We start from the raw sequence: 15,930 nt of genomic DNA, 5'->3' as shown, positions 1-15,930 counted from the left end.
GGAGGTTGGCCACGCATTACAAGCCACACCTCCTCTTCCCTGAATTACTGCTCGTTCGCCATGCGCTCGGACGGCGCACGACGCCCACACATTACCCCTCTTCTGAGAACGGGACAAACCAAGGATTTTCGCCAGTTAGAGAGTGATCGCGTCCAGCCTGAGTTTGATGAAGTCGGCCGACACGACGGGTTCCAGGCCGGACACTCGCCCGATCGGCAACTCCAACGGGGTGACTAGCGCATCGTGATTGAGTTCGTAGAAGTAGATGAGCGAGACCAGATCTTCCTCCGGAGCGTCCGCTTGGGGAGGAAGTACGCGGTGCCGGCCCGACGGCCAGCGTTTCCCACTCCAGTATTCGAGGAGGTCTCCGATGTTGACCGTCAACGCTTCTGCGTCGTACGGGGCGTCTTCCCATCCGCCTTCGTCCGTGTACACCTGCAGTCCACCGGATCCGAGCTCACGATCGAGAACTGTCACCGTTCCGAAGTCTGTGTGCGGACCGATGCGGAACTGTCCCGGCTCAGGCTCACCCACGACGCTCATCGGTGGGTAATGGTTGATGTTGCACGTCCACGTGGGGAGGTCGGCAAGCCCGTCGAACGGGTTGTTCGCCAAACCTAGTGCAGCTGCGAACATCTCCAGCAAATCGTCCGACAGTCGACGCATCTGCGCGGTGTAGACGGTCAAGAGCTCGTGTAGTTCGGCAACCTCGCTCGGCCAGACGTTGGAGAGAAACCAGACGTCGTCGACCAGCGGATCGCCCGTCCGAGTTTCAGCCCCGATCGCAAAGGTCTCCTTGAGATCCGGCGGGGTCTCGGTTCCCTCCGAGTAGCCGTTGGCCTCCATCCCCGGGCCGATCCATCCGCGTTCACCGACTATTGCGGCGTACTTCGCTTTGGTCGACTCGGGTAGCGCAAAGAACTTCCGGGCCGCGGCTCGCACGTCTGCGGCAAGTTCGCGGGTGATCCCATGCCCGCGCACGAGAAGGAAGCCCGCACGTTGCAGCCCTTCGTCCACCTCACGCGCGACAGCTTCAGCGCCCGGACCGCCCGCCCGCCAGAGGGAAATATCCACGGTCGATACAGCCTTCATTCCGCTACTCCGATGTCTTCGTTCCACAGTGCCGGGTTTGTTTCGATGAACTCGGTCATCAAATCGATGCAGTGTTGATCTCGCAGAACGGTGACAGACACCCCGTTTTCGCGGAGCCACTCGTGCCCACCGGTAAATGTCACGCTTTCACCGACGATCACGGATCCGATGTTGAACTGACGCACGAGCCCGCTGCAGTACCAGCACGGCGAGAGCGTGGTGACCATGATGGTCTGCCGGTAGTCACGTTGCCTTCCGGCCGCACGAAAGGCGTCGGTTTCACCGTGCACCGACGGATCGTCGTGCTGGACTCGACGGTTTCGTCCACTACCGAGAAGGGTGCCGTCGGACGCGAAGAGTGCCGCACCGATGGGAATTCCGCCCTCACTGCGGCCGAGTTCGGCCTCGGATATCGCTGCCTGCAACATTGTCTGGGGGTCGAGAGCGCGGGAAGCGCTCGTCACAGTCGTCGACATCCCTCTACTTTCTGCTGTTCGGACTACATCCACAACTGACACATTGTTGTAACGAGCCGCCCTTATGGTGGACATACTGTCGCCCAGAGTGAGGAACGCCGAACCGATGACTCTGACCGTGCGCGAGCTACTCGACAACCAGTTCCGTGGGGCCGATCCACAGGTTCTGGCCGGTGGCAGTCAGTTGGGACGTGTGGTCCGCTGGGTCCATTCGAGCGAGATCTACGAAATCAGCCCGTTGCTGTCCGGGGACGAGTTGTTGCTCACCACCGGCTTGGGTCTGTCCGGGGTCGATCCGGGGACCAGGCGGCACTATCTGCGAGAGGTCGGGAACCGAAACGTCGCCGGAGTTGCCGTAGAACTCGGCAGAACCTTCGACGCGATTCCGTCGGACATGATCGAGGAAGCGGCGATCATGGGAATGCCGCTGATCGCACTCCGGACTGTTGTCCCTTTCATCGAACTGTGTCAGAACGCAAATACCGAAATCATTTCGCGTGAAGTCGCTGTGCTGCGCCTGGGAAATGATCTCGCTCGCGTGCTCGAACTCGAGTTGATGGCGGGCAGTGGTGTGGCCACTCTGCTCGAGCGCATCAGTGACGTAACGGGGTGCCCTTTGATCGTGACAAGCGGCAGTGGCGCCCTCGTCGCAGCACATGGCGTCGACGACGATCGGTCAGCCTGGCGTGCCGCTGACGCCGGAACTGCCACTGCCGCTATCCATTCCAGAGACGGAGCCTGGGGGACTCTGACGGCCGGGCCTGGTTCGACACTGAATCCGGCAACGTTGCACGGGCTGTTGCAACGCTCAGCCGGTTCATTGGGGCTGGCACTGACCTATTCGGGAAACCTAACCGGTCGTCCCCAGCGGGCGGCCGCTACTCTCGTGTCGGATCTGCTGGAGCGCACCGACGTACGGCAGATCGACCTTCGCGTCAGATCCGCGGCCGCTGGGTTCCATCCCACTCCCGGCCACCGCGTCGTTGCGATCGCGATCGACTCCCCTGGTTCGCGAATCGCCACTCGCCTCCTCGATTCCGCGGCCAAACTCCTCGGCCAACCGAACTTGGGAGCCGAAGTACATGCCAGCACGTTCGGTCTTGTTGCAGTGCCGGCCAAGACGATCGATGCTGTCGGTGCCGTGAGTGCGGCATTCGGAACATCCCTGTCGTCCAACATCACCGACGGAGTCACGGTGGTGATCGGAGACCCGTGTGCGTTCACTCCGTCCGAGGTCAGTGCGGCACTTCATGCTGCCCGATCAGGGCTTCGCCTTGCGACGTCGGCTCGTCGGACCTGGCTCGCCGGGCGCGTGGTGACAACCACTCGTGAACTGGCCCCGGAACTCGCGGTGGACCAGTTGCCGGTGGACGTTCGGGAACGGATGGTTGCCGTCGTCGCTCCCCTGATTTCCTGGGACGACACCCATTCGAGTGATCTCACCAGAACACTCGAGGTTCATCTCCGTCATGGTTGCAGCGCAACACGTTCGGCGGCTGCGCTGCACCTGGGCCGGCAATCGCTCTATCAGCGACTCGACCGTATCCGGGCGCTACTCGGATACGACCCGTCGACGCCGTCGATGTACGCGACTCTGCTTCTAGCGCTGTGCGCTCACCGGCTTGTCGCGCGAGATCTTCGAACCGTTGACGAGGAGGTAAAGCCCGCCCGCGATGACAAATCCCACGAAGAACGTAATGTCGCCCAGCTCGGGGACTGACCGTACGACGTACCCGACAAACTTCTCTTGGTTGGAGAACAGCAGAACCGAGGTGAGGAGTGCGATCACGAAAGCTGAGAATCCACCCCAGTTGGTGTGTTCCGGGTCGTAGAGGAGATTGTCGATGCGCTGCCCGCGGCGCAGGTATTGGTCGGCGAACATGATGCCGAGCCACGGACCGATCCAGTAGGCGACGACAAGGAGGAAAGCTTCGTAGCTTGCTGCTGCGTCGGCGAGTGCCCACCACGCAACCAGGAATCCGACAACTCCGAAAACCATCGCGACCATGGCTCGCTGCGTTTTCACCGGGAGTTTCAATCCGATGGTCACAAAGGCCATCGAGCCGGAGTAGACATTGAGCGCATTCGCGGCGACGGCACCGAGCGCGATGGCCAGTAGCGTCAGATTGGCAAGTGCCGAAGGAAGATTGGATGTGAACGCGTCGGCAGGGTTATCCGACGACGGCGCGCCGATCGTGACCGATGCCGCACCGACCACCGACAGTGCCACGCAGGAGACAAACAGTCCGGCCGACGCGAACAGACCTGTTCGGAATGTCGAGACCGACGCCGGAAGGTAGCGCGTGTAATCAGCGGCATAGGGCGTCCACCCGGCGGCGTACCCGAACGCGGTGCCCACGGTAAGGAGGAAACCGCCGAGTCCACCGACGCCGCCCTCGATCGCCGGCGCACCTGGATTGGCTTTTGTCAGAATGACAATCGCAGTGATGGCAAAGATCACGGCAAGTACGGGAAACGCATATCGCTCGAAAGCCTGAACCAGGTTGTGCCCGAAGAAAGCGAACACGGTCTGGATGACGACGATCACCAACAGTGAAGGCACCGGCGGCAATCCGGTCAGGGTGTTGAGCGCAAAAGCGCCGCTGACACTGTTGGTTGCAAACCATCCGACGCCGCACATGATCGACATGAACGCCGACGGCAGAGCGTTACCTCGGTATCCGAAACCCAATCGGCCGAGCACCATTTGCGGCACACCGTGCAACGGTCCGCGTGCCGACAGCACGAAGTGCGCGGCCGCACCGAGAGCGGTTCCGACGACCAGTCCGAGCGTCGCCTGCCAGAACGTCATCCCGAATACGGATACGGAGAGAACTCCGATGAAGATCGTGGCGAATTCGAGGTTCGGGGACATCCACGTCCAGAACAGCTGACCAGGGGTGCCGTGGCGATCCTCGTCGGGAATGAACTCGTTTCCGCCAGGTTCGACGGCAAGTACGCGATCTCCGTACTCGCGATCCACCCCGGTCTGCTCGCCGGTTACACCCTCGGTAATTGCCATAAGAGAACCTTGGGGTGCGGCGAGAGCTGCGACAACCGACAGACTGTCTGCCACGACAGTCAGTTCTACGGACAGTCTGGCGCCGCGCTAGTGTTCCGCGCGCAACCCGCCGATCAGGAGTTCGACGATCTCGTCTGCCAGCGCCTCGGTTTCGGCGACCGACTGGCCCTCGCGACGGCGATACCAGAGATCGATACCGTTAAGGCTACTGAGCAGAACCTTTGCCGCCATGCGCGGTGACGAGGCGCGGATCGAACCGTCTGCGACTCCTTCGATCATCACCTGTTCGAAAAGCTTCTCGTAGTCCAAGCGCAGAGCGTTGAGTTCGACGAGCGCCTGCTGCTGGCGCGGCTTGAGCGCCGAACTCATCTGCCCCCGCACGCCCTGGTGGATTGCATGATGATGTCCGAGGTGCGTCATGAGATTGATCAGATGCGCCCGCGACATCGCCGCGAGCTTGACCAATCCGGTGCCGCCCGCCGCCACTTCTCCGTCGACTTCCGCTCTGAGCCTGCTCATACCCTGCTCGAAAATAGCCAGGTAGATATCGAATTTCGACCGAAAATGGTAGTAGACAAGACCCTTGGTGGCGCCGACGCGATCGGCGAGGTCGTCAATGGTCGTGGCGGCATATCCGTCTGCCGCAAATGCGTCTGCCGCGGTCTCGATGATCACCGAGCGCATATCAGGTGCGTCAGCACTCATCGTTCGCCCTTCACTGCCTTGACTTGTTTCCACATTTTGACATAGTAATACTCAGTAGTATCCCAGATCAGAGAGGTTTTTCCCATGTCATTGGATTTCTCAGGCAAGGTCGCGATCATCACTGGTGCAGGCGGCGGTCTCGGCCGAGCTCACGCCATGGCGCTCGCCGCTCGCGGCGCACGCGTTGTAGTCAATGACATGGGCGGATCCGTCAACGGCAGTGGCGGCGCCGATACCGCAGCCGCGAAGGTAGTAGCCGAAATCGAGACTCTTGGCGGCGAAGCGCTTGCAGATCACTGCGACATCACCGACGCCGACGCAGTTGCCGCCATGGTCGCCGCTGCTATCGAGAAGTGGGGGCGCGTCGACATCCTCATCAACAACGCCGGCATCCTGCGCGACAAGTCGTTCATCAAGGCCGACTTGGACGACTTCCGCAAGGTCATCGACGTTCACCTCATGGGTTCGGTCATCGTGTCCAAGGCTGTCTGGCCGCACATGGTCGAGCAGAACTACGGCCGTATTCTCATGACCACGTCCGCGTCGGGCATCTACGGCAACTTCGGCCAGGCCAACTACGGCGCCGCCAAGTCGGGCGTCGTCGGTTTGATGAACGTGTTGTCCATCGAAGGTGAGCGCAAGGGCATTCGAGTGAACTCACTTGCCCCGACAGCGGCTACCCGCATGACCGAGGACCTGCTCGACGAGAAGACCCTTGCACTCCTTGCTCCCGAGTCGATCTCACCGGGCGCGCTGTTCATGGTCTCCGAGGACGCACCAACCAAGACGATCCTCAGCGCCGGCGCCGGCGTGTTCGCGATCGCCCGGATGGAGGAGTCGCAGGGCGTCTACATCCCGCAGGAGGCGCTCTCGCCCGAGGTGGTCGCCGAACGCTGGGCTGAAATCAGTGACATGACCAACTCGATCCAGGTAGCCGCTGCATTCGATCAGACCCACCGTTTCGTGGGGAAGGCAGTGGCCGAGCAACCTTCAGCCTGACGGACGTCGCCGCCCGTGGTCCCGAGCTCGGGCCACGGGTCGCTCGAACAAACGAATATCGTTGCTGCACTTCTAATTTCGCCGCCAACCGGACCGATCTTCGCCGAGGACATCACCGAACCGTTTGTCATCGAGGACGGGCACATCGCTGTGCCACAAGGGCCGGGCTTCGGTGTGACTCCGCGCCTGGAGGTGCTGGAGCGATTTACTGTCGGGACCGACTTAATGTGACTGTCGGGTCCGACTCAATGTAGGTCGAGAGGCTTCGGGCCAGTTCTTGTCGGTGCCTGCGTGCATAGTGAACCGGACATGAACTTGAACACCGAAAGGCCCCCGATGAACAACTGGTCCGATCGCCCGATCTGCGCGTTCGACCTCGAGACCACGGGGCGCGATCCATCCACAGCCCGGATCGTCAGCGCGTGTGTTGCCGTCGTGGATGGCTCGAGTGTCGAAACCCGCACGTGGTTACTCGACCCGGGCGTCGATATTCCGGCCGGGGCCATCGCTATTCACGGCATCACCACCGAATATGCGGCTGAGCACGGTCAGGACTACGCCGAGGGCTACGAGGAGATCCGTGAGGCTCTCCACAATTCGTGGGCACGTGATCATTCGGTTGTTGCGTTCAACGCGTCCTACGACCTCACGGTCATGCACTCCGAAGGCCTACGAATCGGCAAACCGGCGCTGGTTCCCGGCTTGGTTGTCGATCCCTACGTGATCGATCGCGCGATGGACAAGTTCCGCAAGGGAAAGCGAACGCTGTCTGCGGTCTGCGAGTTCTACGGAATCACACTCGAATCCGCGCACGAGGCAGAGGCCGACGCGATGGCCGCGGCAGCTCTGGCACGAGAACTAGCACTGCGTTTTCCGGAGATCAACGATCTTGATCTCATGGTCGATCAGGCACAGTGGCACGCCGAACGTCAACGGGATTTTGCCGAGTTTCTGAGCAGTCAAGGGAAAGACGTGTCAGATGTGAACGGCCAGTGGCCTATTCATTTCGTAGCTTGATACCTGTGCGTACAGGTCACAATCTCTGCGAAACCTGCTTGCGTAGTTCTTCTCGTGATCGTTTGCCGGTGTGCGTTGTCGGGAACATCTCCAGCTCGACAAAGATGCGCGGCACCTTGTAGGCACTTAACCGTTCCTTGCAGAAATCGATCAGATCCTCGGAATCGACGGAGTACCCGTGGACCGGAATGATGCAGGCAACCAGCCGTTGTCCTTGCCGTTGGTCGGCCACGCCGATCACCGCGACTTCGAGAATCAACGGGTGATCCATCAATACCGTCTCCACTTCTTGCGGGTAGACGTTGAATCCGCTGACGATCACCGTGTCTTTGGCCCGCGAAACGATATACAGGTGCCCCTCGTCGTCCGACCAACCGATGTCGCCGGTTCGCAACCAACCGTCACCGTCTACTGCGTCGTCGGGCGTTGATTCCGGATCGTCTACCCCTCGCAGATATCCGTGCATGATGTTGTACCCGGAGCAGAGAACGTGGCCGTCCTCGTCCGGAGGCAGCGGATAGCCGTAGTCGTCGACAATCCGAATTTCGAGTCCGTCGACGGGGGTCAACATCGCGAGCGAACCCGATTCGCCTTCGGTGATACTGCCCATGGCGACGGTTCCACAGGCTTCGGTAAGCCCGTAGCCGACAACCATATTCACGATTCCGAGTTCGCGGCACGCTCCGCGCATTCTGTCGAGTGGCACTTCGGAACCGCCGCTCACCGCCATTCTGCATACCAACCCGATGTCGTCGCGGCCACTGCCGACCAGATCGAAGAGGATGGTCGGCGGCCCCATCACCACGCTGACGCGGTCACGGACGATCACATCGGCAAGGTCGGCTCTGTCGTAGTGTTCGACGACGCGCACCGAGGCTCCGGCGCACATTGCGGTCAGCAGCACACCGTTGAAACCGAACGAATGTGCAAACGGGACGGCACCGATCACTCGATCCGCACTGGTCAGCTCGAGCCGGTCTGCCACTGCCGAGTACAACCGCGACAGCTGTCCGTGGGTCATGGGAACTTGCTTGGACACCCCGGTCGAGCCGGAGGTCGAGAGAATCACCGCGATGTCGTCGGGCCCCGCTGCCGGTCTATCCGGGTGAGGGGCGGTAGTTCTGGCGGCTGCCATGATGTCGGCGATCCGTGGTTGGTCGACTACGAGCGCCGGTTCGGTGACATCAAGGATCCGTGAATATTCGGGACCACTGACACCGTGGCCCACCGGAACAACGGTTGCCCCAGCGCACAGTATCCCGAGTGCGATACAGACCCAGTCGGTGGTATTCCGGCCGCTGAGGACCACCCGTGCACCCGGTCGCACACCGGAATCTGCCAGAACAGCGGCCACTCGCAGTGCCTGATCGGTCAGTTCGCCGTAGGTGATCTCCTGGCAGCCGTCGAGCAATGCCACCCGGTCTCCGCACCGGTGTGCCAAATCCACACAGAGCGCGTCGAGCGTCGATACCAAAAGATCACGCGGCATATCTGCATTGAAACACTCGGCCGACGTAGGCTTGACGCCTCTCCCGCTCAGTGGTCCTACGGGAGCGGCACGCAGACAGCTGTTCACAGGCACCTTCTACGACATATTGCCAGCATATTTCTAACCGAAATACTCTCTTTAGGTCTACCGCCAGGTAATCTTTCGACTATGGCAAAGGACAAAACACCTGCAGACGCGCCCACTCTGCGACCGACAAGTTGGGCCGTCCTGGGTCTGCTGTCCTTCGGATCCGAACTCTCCGGTTACGACCTCAAGAAATGGGCCGACTGGAGCCTGCGATTCTTCTACTGGGCACCGTCGTACAGTCAGATCTACAGCGAACTGCGTAATCTCGAGGCGCACGGCTTTGCCACGTCCCGCGTGGTGAGCACAAACGACGTCAAGAGTAAGCGCCTGTACGCGATCACTCCGGCCGGAACCGACGCGGTAGCGACGTGGGCAAACGAATCGCCGGTCGAACCCGCAGTGCTCAAACACGGCGTAATGCTCAGGATGTGGCTCGGCCATCTGGCCGACCCTGACAAACTGCAATCGGTACTCACCGAACATCGCGACCAGTCCGAGAAGATGCGCATCCGCGCAATTGCCGACGCCGAAGGCGCGTCCGAAGAAGCTGGATGGGCATATCCCGAACTGGTGCTGCGATGGTCCGAGATGTACTACGAATCCGAGCGTGACCGCGCAAACTGGATGTTGGAGAACATTTCTCGACTCGGATCCGACAAATCCAGCGCCGGCAAAGCACGCCGGAAGAAGCCTGAACCCCGTACCCCGGACGAGCTCCGCAAACACGAAGACTAATGCTCGTATCGCTCTGATACTGAAGGTGTCAGAGCGCTAGAGGCCGATATCTCAGCAGAGCGCTCGAGGCCGATATCTCAGCAGAGTGATGTCTCGATCCGGATAGTCGCAGAACACGGGTTCCACGCGCATACCGACAGTCAGTTCCAGATCGCCGACATCGACCAGTTCGGTACTGAACCGCGGCCCCTCGTCCCACTGCACCACCGCCAACATCTGCGGCAACGCATCCGACCACGGCGGTGCTGTGGGACGGTCAGCCACCGTATAGGTGTAGAGCGTGCCCAATCCACTGATCTCACGCCACTCGAGGTCGTCGGCCAACGTGCGCGGAGCCAGCAATCTCGGATAGAAGACAAATTCGTCCGATGACGGCGAGTACTGAATCTTTATCTTGCTTTCTCGCAAAGCATTCCAGAACGGTGCGGACACCGGCGTCGGTTCCGGAAACGGCTTTTCGTTCGACATCCCTAATCTCCCTGGAGTATCAGTGCGACTTGCTCACTCATGATGCCGCCGTTCCCGGTCACGAAAGCGGTATTGCAGTCGGCAACCTGCGCCGCCCCGGATCGGCCCATCACCTGACGTACGCCATCGCATACGTGGTGCATCCCGCCCGCCATTCCGGCTTGCCCGTAGGATAATTGGCCGCCGGCGGTATTCAACGGGAAGTCCCCTCGGAAGGTCAGGTCTCTCGACGACACGAACTCCATACCCTTCCCCTTCTCACAGAAGCCCGCGTCTTCGAGGCTCATCACCACCGTGATCGTGTAGCAGTCGTAGATCGACGCGACATCGATTGCCGAGCGTGAGATACCCGCCATGTCGAATGCCGTGTCCGCAGCCTTCGCAATCGGGGTGCGCACCATGTCTTCTGCATAGGTCGGTGTCTTGAACGACAGGTGTTCGCCAAACCCCTTGACCCAGACCGGCCTGTTGCGACCGCGACGCGCGATGTCAGCGTTCGCCACGACAATGCCTGCTCCACCTTGCACCCGCATCACAACCTCGAGCATCCGAATGGGATCGGCGATCATCGGACTCGCCAGAACGTCGTCGATCGTGATCGGCTTTCCATGGAACACCGCACCGGGAGTACTGCAGGCGTTGGTTCGCTGGTCCACCGCGATCTTGGCGGTGGCACGGTCGTCGTACCCGAATTCCGACGCATACCGCCGAGCGATCTGGGCGTACGGCGCGTTCTGGCCGAGATTACCGTACGGAATCTCGAATTCGGCTTGAGGAGAACCGAACTTGCCACTCGAGGCACCGAGATACCCTGGATCCACAGCGGGCTGAATCTGCGACTTCGGTGTCATGAACGACCCAGGAACAATGACCAGTACCGCGTCGCAGATACCGAGTTCGACGGCTGCGGCAGCTCGCCACACCATCCCTGCCGCCGTTGCGCCGCCGAGGTCTACTCGCTCACCGAAGTTCAAGGGAATCCCGAGATACTCGGACAACGTGGCCGGGGCAAACATATCGGATTCAGCAATACCATGCGTGACAAGACCATTGATCTGCGACGCCTTCAGACCCGCATCCTCGATTGCCAGCTTCGAGAGCATTGCCCACTGCTCGATGGTGAACAACTCAGGACGGGTCTGCTTGCGCTGGGCGGGCAATTCACAGAACCCGACGATGGCGGCCTCACCGCGCAGTCCCGCCATCAGGACGCTCCGGCGGAGACAGCACTGTCACGGCGTGGCAGCAGCACGGTGGCCGTTCCCGGCATCAGCACCTCACCACCCCGCACTCCGGCAAGTTCCAAATCGACCAGCGCTCTACCGTTCTCGTCGCGTTTTCCGGTCACTGTCCCCGTGAATTCCAACGGTTCGCCGGGAAAGGCCACAGCCCGGTTCGAGGCCGAGAAGTTCACCAACGATCCCCCGCCACCGATCCAGTCGGTGACAACGCGCGCCAGAAGCGCCGCCTGAAGCGGGCCCTGTACAACGACGTCCTGATAGCCCTCGACGTCGACAGCCCAACTCCGGTCGTAGTGAATGCGGTGCCCGTTGTACGTCGCTGCGCTGAAGAGGAACATCTGCAGTGCAGTGACACTGACAGCCAACACCGGAATCGTGTCGCCGGTGTTGATATCATCGAAATATACTTGTGTTGACATAACTTTCAACTCCTCGCGCTACGGTCGGGCGATCATCGAGGTGGTCGCTTCGGCAACAACCTCGTCGTTCTGATTGGTATACGTGGTCTTCCACGTCACCAGGACGAATCGGCCGGACCGACCGCGCTTCTCGACCACCGAATCCACGACGCGCACACTGGTGATCACATCTCCGTCGTAGGCCGACCGAAGAAAGGTGGTGTTCTCGCCACCTGCCATTCGCTTGGGGCACAACGGGAAAACAAGATTCCCGGAGGCAGCACCGGATGAGCCGTCTACCCGAAGTTCCGGTATCGGCGTCACCCCGAGAATCGCGTACTGCAAATACAGCGGCGGAGCGACAATATCGCGATAGCCGTGCTCACGGGCATAGTTGCTGTCGAAGTACAGCGGGTTGGTTTCGCCGACGGCCACAGCCCACCGTTGCCAGTCCCGCGCGACCACAGCTCCGCTCGCCTGGGAGACCACCTCCCCGACACGCTCGGCAACATTGACGGGGATCAGAGATTCCGAATCCGGAATCACGGCTACGTTTTCAGTCATGTTCTTTCTCTCTCACGCTATTTGATGGTCGGTGACCAGTCCGGAATTCTCGAGTTCGGCATACTTCTCATCGGAATAGCCGAGGATCTTCTTGTAGACGTACTCGTTGTCTTCACCGAACCCTGGGAGTACCCGCCCGAATGCCAGATCGAATCCCTCTACCCGCCAGGGATGTCCTGGATATCGATAGGTTCCCACCGACGGATGTGACCGCTCCTGGAACCAGTCACGCTCGCGCAGATGGTCGTCTTCGAGCAATCCGGTTTCGCTCATCACTTCACCTGCGGGAACGGCACACTCCTGCAACACCGAAACAACCTCGGAAGCCGACATCGAGCGGGCCCACTTCGCAATTCGATCCCTGATCGACGCGGAGTTTGTCCGTCTGGCGACTGTATCGGCGCCCATTTCTGCAAGTTCGTCCCCGCCGATTACCGAGGCCAATGCCGTCCACTCGCGATCGCTGCGAACGGATATCGCCACCCACCGATCCTCATCCGCACTGAGGTAAACATCCTGCAGCACATGAGGATCGGAGTTGCCGAGGATCTCCGGAACTCTCCCGTTCACCTGCGCGTCGAGCACGAACTCCCCGATCTCCGCCATGACGTTCTCCGCCTGCGCAAACTCGACAAGTCCCCCAATGCCGGTGTGCTCGCGGTCCAACAGTGCGGCCATCACCGCAAAGGCCAAACCTGCCGGAGCTGCCTCGTCCATGTGGTAGTTCTCGCCGGCCGAGTCGGCTTCCTCACCCTCGTAACCGTCCATCGCGGCAATCCCCACCAGCGAGTTGAAATTGGGGCCGTAACCGAGATAGTCACTCATCGGTCCGGCCATTCCGAGGGGTGGCATGCGAGCGACGATCAATCGAGGGTTGAGTTCGAGCAAACGCTCGTGCCCAAGCCCCAACTTCTCGAGAGTTCCGTTGGAATTGTTCTCCACCAGAACATCACTGACTTTGATCAGTTCGATCACAGCTGCGTGTCCCTCAGCGGTATCGAGATTCATACACGCCGACAGTTTGTTCCGGGAATGCCAGTTGAAGAGAGCTGTGCGGTCGTACGGTCGCTCGCCGGGATCCTTCTCCGGATAGGTGCCGCCGTGATACCCGGTCTGCGCGATCGATTCCTTCGTTGTCTTTGCCGAAACTTGTCGGCTGACGCGGTTGTTCCCCTCCACGCGTATCACTTCTGCGCCCAAGTCCCCCAGCATCGCTGTCGCACCGGGGCCGGACCACACAACCGTCAGGTCGACAACACGAATCCCTTCGAGCGGATAACTCATACTCGCTCCCCTGTTTGTGTCAGTGACTCACGGATCTGTGGGCCGTGCTGGTCGAGAGTTGGTGCGGTATGACGCAACTGGTACCCGTTGGCCATCCGCCACGGCGCACCCGTGTACTCCAACGTGCCCGCAACCGGATGTGTACCGCTGACAAATGCGCCTCGGCTACGAAAGTGATCGTGACTCAACAATTCCGAGACGTCGAGATACGCCGTGACGGGAATACGTGCCGCCTCGCACTGTTCCATGATGGCGACTTTGGGCCGCTGCGCGAACCACTCGGTGACATATTCCATGAACTCGTCACGATCCCTTCCCATGATCGTCTCGCGCCCGTGGTACCGCGTATGGAACGCGTCGTCGTGCTCGCCGACTATGTCGACCAACCGATTCCAGAAGGCCTGATTGGTCACGTACAGCATCACAAATCCGTCCTTGGCCCGGAACGGTCCGGTGAACGTCGCGCCGTGACGGTGCGGGCTTCGCACTCCGCGTGGAGCATTCATGCCGGAATACGCCGCCGAAACGAGGTACGACGCTCGCCGGTCGGCGCCGGCGAGCAGAACCTCCTGCCCGGACACGTCGATCACGGAACCTTCTCCTGTGCGCTTGGCGCTGAAGATTCCCGCCATCGTGGCTTCGCCGGCGGTACGGCCGATCGTGTAGTGCTCGAGCAGTCCCGGTTTACGCAACGGCGCACGATCAGCCGCACCAGTTGCGTTCATCGGGCCACCGGCAGCCTGAAGGACCAGGCCGCTCGCTTCACGATCCCGGTACGGTCCGGTCTGGCCGAAAGCACTGATCCGCGTGATCACCAGCGATGGGTTGCGCGCGTGCAGCACTTCCGGTCCGAGGCCCAATTTCTCCAGCTGGCCGGGACGGAAGGACTCCACCACCGCGTCCGCCGTGTCCACGAGGTTCAGGAGAACCTCCCGATCGGAATCCGAGGTCAAGTCGAGGACAAGCGATTTCTTGTTGGTGTTCAGATGCAGGAAGAGTGCGCTTCGCTCGACGTTCGGAATGTCGCCGGGGAACGGTCCCCACGCCCGCGTCAAGCTGCCCGTCTCCGGCTTTTCGACTTTGACAACGTCCGCACCAAAATCTGCGAACATCTTTGTTGCGTATTCTCCTGCCACCCACCTCGACAAATCCACGATCCGAAGATCCTGAAGTGCCTGCCGCGGTCCGGGTTTCGCTTCGCTAGGCAAGGTTCAGCTCCTTCTGCAGCCAACCCGCCGCAATATCTGCTGTGCCGTATCGGATTTCCGTGACCTTCGCCCGCTCCGACCACAGGTGCAAATCAGTCTCGAGGACGTATCCCATACCACCGTGCAATTGATGTGCATCCAGGGTCGCGCGCTTGTAGGCCTCGTTGCACTGCATTTTTGCAATCGCGACCGCACGGGTGGCGGATTCACCGCGAGCCACCCACCACACCGCGTGCGCGGCAGCCAAGCGGGCACCTTCGAGCGCGATGTGCATGTCCGCGACAATGTGTTGTGCGGCTTGGAAACTACCGATCGGACGCCCGAACTGCTCACGCTGGGCAATGTAGTCGACGGTGCGATCCAGAACTGCGGCGCCGCCGCCTGCCATCTCCATGCATTGAAGCGCCACTGCCGCATTGGCGACCCACCGAAGATCGTCGGCGCTCAGCCCATTTCCGCTGCCCCCGAGAGAAACGGCCGCATCCGAGGCGAACACGTCGACAAGTTCGACGCGAGATAGCCTCTCTCCGGACATGTTCGACAATGGGACGGCATTCCAACCTTCGGCTGTCGGCTCGACGAAGGCGCAGATCAACCGTTCCGGTTCGGCAAACACCGATGTGCGAGCGGTCACGAGAACCACGTCGGACATCGAGGCGTTCACGGCAAATGGCAGGGTTCCGTTGAGCAGCCACCCACCCGGAGCTGGTGTTGCGGTCAGAGTGGGTCGAATATCGCCGGCGTCCCCGGGATTCCAGGCGGCAACGCCGGCGCGAAGGCGACCTTCGGCCAGCGCAGGCAGATAACGCCTGCGTTGTTCCGACGTAGCCAGTCGCCCGACGGCAATACCGAATTGCAGTGTGCTGTAGACAATCGACGGGCAGAGAACCCGACCGGCCTCCCGAAAGAACACACCGAGTTCGTACAGGCTGGCTCCACCGCCGCCGTATTCTTCATCGATCGCCAGGCCAAGTACACCAACCTCGGCAAGCGCCGTCATCAGTTTGTCCGGGCTGCTTTCGGACATCGGCTCTGCCAGTTCTCGTACCACACTGATCGGGCATTGTTTGGCCAGGACGGCAGCCGACATTGCCTGCAGATCGAGTTGGTCTTGGTTAGCAACAAGTTTCATCGGCAAACTCCTA

The 15,930-nt window shown here is 60.7% G+C and carries 16 protein-coding genes; 4 read left to right on the top strand and 12 right to left on the bottom strand.

Features of this window, described 5'->3' with window-relative positions; all coding sequences use genetic code 11:
- Nucleotides 1-135: 135 nt before the first annotated feature.
- Both RG2_RS16135 and RG2_RS16130 read right to left on the bottom strand, forming a co-directional pair.
- Nucleotides 136-1,092: an isopenicillin N synthase family dioxygenase gene (locus RG2_RS16135; protein WP_033232342.1), complete on the bottom strand. Its 957-nt coding sequence runs from the start codon at nucleotides 1,090-1,092 to the stop codon at nucleotides 136-138.
- The gene (locus RG2_RS16130) at nucleotides 1,089-1,568 is read right to left on the bottom strand and encodes a nucleoside deaminase (protein ID WP_033232343.1); all 480 of its coding nucleotides are present in this window, start codon (nucleotides 1,566-1,568) and stop codon (nucleotides 1,089-1,091) included. Before RG2_RS16130 ends, RG2_RS16135 begins: the two co-directional genes overlap by 4 nt.
- A gap of 106 nt (nucleotides 1,569-1,674) precedes the next feature.
- On the opposite strand from RG2_RS16130, the gene RG2_RS16125 reads away from it, so the two are divergent.
- Nucleotides 1,675-3,288 (top strand): PucR family transcriptional regulator, encoded by a 1,614-nt coding sequence (locus tag RG2_RS16125; protein ID WP_116102301.1) that lies wholly within the window; start codon nucleotides 1,675-1,677, stop codon nucleotides 3,286-3,288.
- On the opposite strand, the gene RG2_RS16120 is transcribed toward RG2_RS16125, so the two are convergent.
- Both RG2_RS16120 and RG2_RS16115 read right to left on the bottom strand, forming a co-directional pair.
- Complete coding sequence (locus RG2_RS16120) at nucleotides 3,169-4,590, bottom strand: purine-cytosine permease family protein (protein ID WP_033232621.1); 1,422 nt, start codon at nucleotides 4,588-4,590, stop codon at nucleotides 3,169-3,171. The two genes, RG2_RS16125 and RG2_RS16120, sit on opposite strands and share 120 nt — an antisense overlap.
- 87 nt (nucleotides 4,591-4,677) lie before the next feature.
- Nucleotides 4,678-5,295 carry a TetR/AcrR family transcriptional regulator gene (locus RG2_RS16115; protein WP_033232344.1) on the bottom strand — a complete coding sequence of 206 codons (618 nt, stop codon included), beginning with the start codon at nucleotides 5,293-5,295 and terminating at the stop codon, nucleotides 4,678-4,680.
- Between the two features lie 84 nt (nucleotides 5,296-5,379).
- Here RG2_RS16115 and RG2_RS16110 point away from each other — a divergent pair, with 84 nt between their 5' ends.
- The gene (locus RG2_RS16110; protein ID WP_033232345.1) at nucleotides 5,380-6,294 is read left to right on the top strand and encodes an SDR family NAD(P)-dependent oxidoreductase; all 915 of its coding nucleotides are present in this window, start codon (nucleotides 5,380-5,382) and stop codon (nucleotides 6,292-6,294) included.
- A gap of 336 nt (nucleotides 6,295-6,630) precedes the next feature.
- Nucleotides 6,631-7,311: a 3'-5' exonuclease gene (locus RG2_RS16100; protein ID WP_033232348.1), complete on the top strand. Its 681-nt coding sequence runs from the start codon at nucleotides 6,631-6,633 to the stop codon at nucleotides 7,309-7,311.
- A 16-nt stretch (nucleotides 7,312-7,327) separates the two neighbouring features.
- On the opposite strand, the gene RG2_RS16095 is transcribed toward RG2_RS16100, so the two are convergent.
- Nucleotides 7,328-8,800 (bottom strand): class I adenylate-forming enzyme family protein, encoded by a 1,473-nt coding sequence (locus RG2_RS16095; protein ID WP_033232349.1) that lies wholly within the window; start codon nucleotides 8,798-8,800, stop codon nucleotides 7,328-7,330.
- Nucleotides 8,801-8,968: 168 nt separating this feature from the next.
- Between RG2_RS16095 and RG2_RS16090 the strand changes: the two genes are divergently transcribed.
- On the top strand, nucleotides 8,969-9,622 hold the full coding sequence (locus RG2_RS16090; RefSeq protein WP_033232351.1) for a PadR family transcriptional regulator: 654 nt from the start codon (nucleotides 8,969-8,971) through the stop codon (nucleotides 9,620-9,622).
- A gap of 51 nt (nucleotides 9,623-9,673) precedes the next feature.
- Here the strand turns inward: RG2_RS16090 and RG2_RS16085 are convergent, their stop codons facing one another.
- The 7 genes from RG2_RS16085 to RG2_RS16055 are packed head-to-tail and all read right to left on the bottom strand — an operon-like array spanning nucleotide 9,674 to nucleotide 15,917.
- On the bottom strand, nucleotides 9,674-10,090 hold the full coding sequence (locus RG2_RS16085) for a Zn-ribbon domain-containing OB-fold protein (RefSeq protein ID WP_033232353.1): 417 nt from the start codon (nucleotides 10,088-10,090) through the stop codon (nucleotides 9,674-9,676).
- 2 nt (nucleotides 10,091-10,092) lie between these two features.
- Nucleotides 10,093-11,295, bottom strand: a complete 1,203-nt coding sequence (locus RG2_RS16080) for a thiolase family protein (RefSeq protein WP_033232354.1) — start codon at nucleotides 11,293-11,295, stop codon at nucleotides 10,093-10,095.
- Nucleotides 11,295-11,750, bottom strand: a complete 456-nt coding sequence (locus RG2_RS16075; protein WP_033232356.1) for a hotdog family protein — start codon at nucleotides 11,748-11,750, stop codon at nucleotides 11,295-11,297. The genes RG2_RS16080 and RG2_RS16075 overlap by 1 nt, the downstream gene beginning before the upstream one ends.
- A gap of 18 nt (nucleotides 11,751-11,768) precedes the next feature.
- Nucleotides 11,769-12,293, bottom strand: coding sequence for an FAS1-like dehydratase domain-containing protein (locus tag RG2_RS16070; RefSeq protein ID WP_033232358.1), 525 nt, complete (start codon nucleotides 12,291-12,293; stop codon nucleotides 11,769-11,771).
- 12 nt (nucleotides 12,294-12,305) lie between these two features.
- On the bottom strand, nucleotides 12,306-13,577 hold the full coding sequence (locus tag RG2_RS16065) for a CaiB/BaiF CoA transferase family protein (RefSeq protein WP_033232359.1): 1,272 nt from the start codon (nucleotides 13,575-13,577) through the stop codon (nucleotides 12,306-12,308).
- Complete coding sequence (locus RG2_RS16060) at nucleotides 13,574-14,785, bottom strand: CaiB/BaiF CoA transferase family protein (RefSeq protein WP_072782590.1); 1,212 nt, start codon at nucleotides 14,783-14,785, stop codon at nucleotides 13,574-13,576. Before RG2_RS16060 ends, RG2_RS16065 begins: the two co-directional genes overlap by 4 nt.
- Entirely contained in the window at nucleotides 14,778-15,917 is a 1,140-nt protein-coding gene (locus RG2_RS16055; RefSeq protein WP_033232360.1) for an acyl-CoA dehydrogenase family protein, read from the bottom strand. Before RG2_RS16055 ends, RG2_RS16060 begins: the two co-directional genes overlap by 8 nt.
- Nucleotides 15,918-15,930: the final 13 nt, after the last annotated feature.

It is taken from the genome of Rhodococcus globerulus NBRC 14531, from assembly GCF_001894805.1.
Taxonomy (GTDB): domain Bacteria; phylum Actinomycetota; class Actinomycetes; order Mycobacteriales; family Mycobacteriaceae; genus Rhodococcus_F; species Rhodococcus_F globerula.
This window is presented reverse-complemented; position numbering and strand designations above follow the sequence as displayed.

Excerpts from the sequence above, each read along its gene's own strand:
- RG2_RS16135 (WP_033232342.1), bottom strand. The coding sequence starts at position 1,092 with ATGAAGGCTGTATCGACCGTGGATATTTCCCTCTGGCGGGCGGGCGGT.
- RG2_RS16130 (WP_033232343.1), bottom strand. The coding sequence starts at position 1,568 with ATGTCGACGACTGTGACGAGCGCTTCCCGCGCTCTCGACCCCCAGACA.
- RG2_RS16125 (WP_116102301.1), top strand. The coding sequence starts at position 1,675 with ATGACTCTGACCGTGCGCGAGCTACTCGACAACCAGTTCCGTGGGGCC.
- RG2_RS16120 (WP_033232621.1), bottom strand. The coding sequence starts at position 4,590 with ATGGCAATTACCGAGGGTGTAACCGGCGAGCAGACCGGGGTGGATCGC.
- RG2_RS16115 (WP_033232344.1), bottom strand. The coding sequence starts at position 5,295 with ATGAGTGCTGACGCACCTGATATGCGCTCGGTGATCATCGAGACCGCG.
- RG2_RS16110 (WP_033232345.1), top strand. The coding sequence starts at position 5,380 with ATGTCATTGGATTTCTCAGGCAAGGTCGCGATCATCACTGGTGCAGGC.
- RG2_RS16100 (WP_033232348.1), top strand. The coding sequence starts at position 6,631 with ATGAACAACTGGTCCGATCGCCCGATCTGCGCGTTCGACCTCGAGACC.
- RG2_RS16095 (WP_033232349.1), bottom strand. The coding sequence starts at position 8,800 with ATGCCGCGTGATCTTTTGGTATCGACGCTCGACGCGCTCTGTGTGGAT.
- RG2_RS16090 (WP_033232351.1), top strand. The coding sequence starts at position 8,969 with ATGGCAAAGGACAAAACACCTGCAGACGCGCCCACTCTGCGACCGACA.
- RG2_RS16085 (WP_033232353.1), bottom strand. The coding sequence starts at position 10,090 with ATGTCGAACGAAAAGCCGTTTCCGGAACCGACGCCGGTGTCCGCACCG.
- RG2_RS16080 (WP_033232354.1), bottom strand. The coding sequence starts at position 11,295 with ATGGCGGGACTGCGCGGTGAGGCCGCCATCGTCGGGTTCTGTGAATTG.
- RG2_RS16075 (WP_033232356.1), bottom strand. The coding sequence starts at position 11,750 with ATGTCAACACAAGTATATTTCGATGATATCAACACCGGCGACACGATT.
- RG2_RS16070 (WP_033232358.1), bottom strand. The coding sequence starts at position 12,293 with ATGACTGAAAACGTAGCCGTGATTCCGGATTCGGAATCTCTGATCCCC.
- RG2_RS16065 (WP_033232359.1), bottom strand. The coding sequence starts at position 13,577 with ATGAGTTATCCGCTCGAAGGGATTCGTGTTGTCGACCTGACGGTTGTG.
- RG2_RS16055 (WP_033232360.1), bottom strand. The coding sequence starts at position 15,917 with ATGAAACTTGTTGCTAACCAAGACCAACTCGATCTGCAGGCAATGTCG.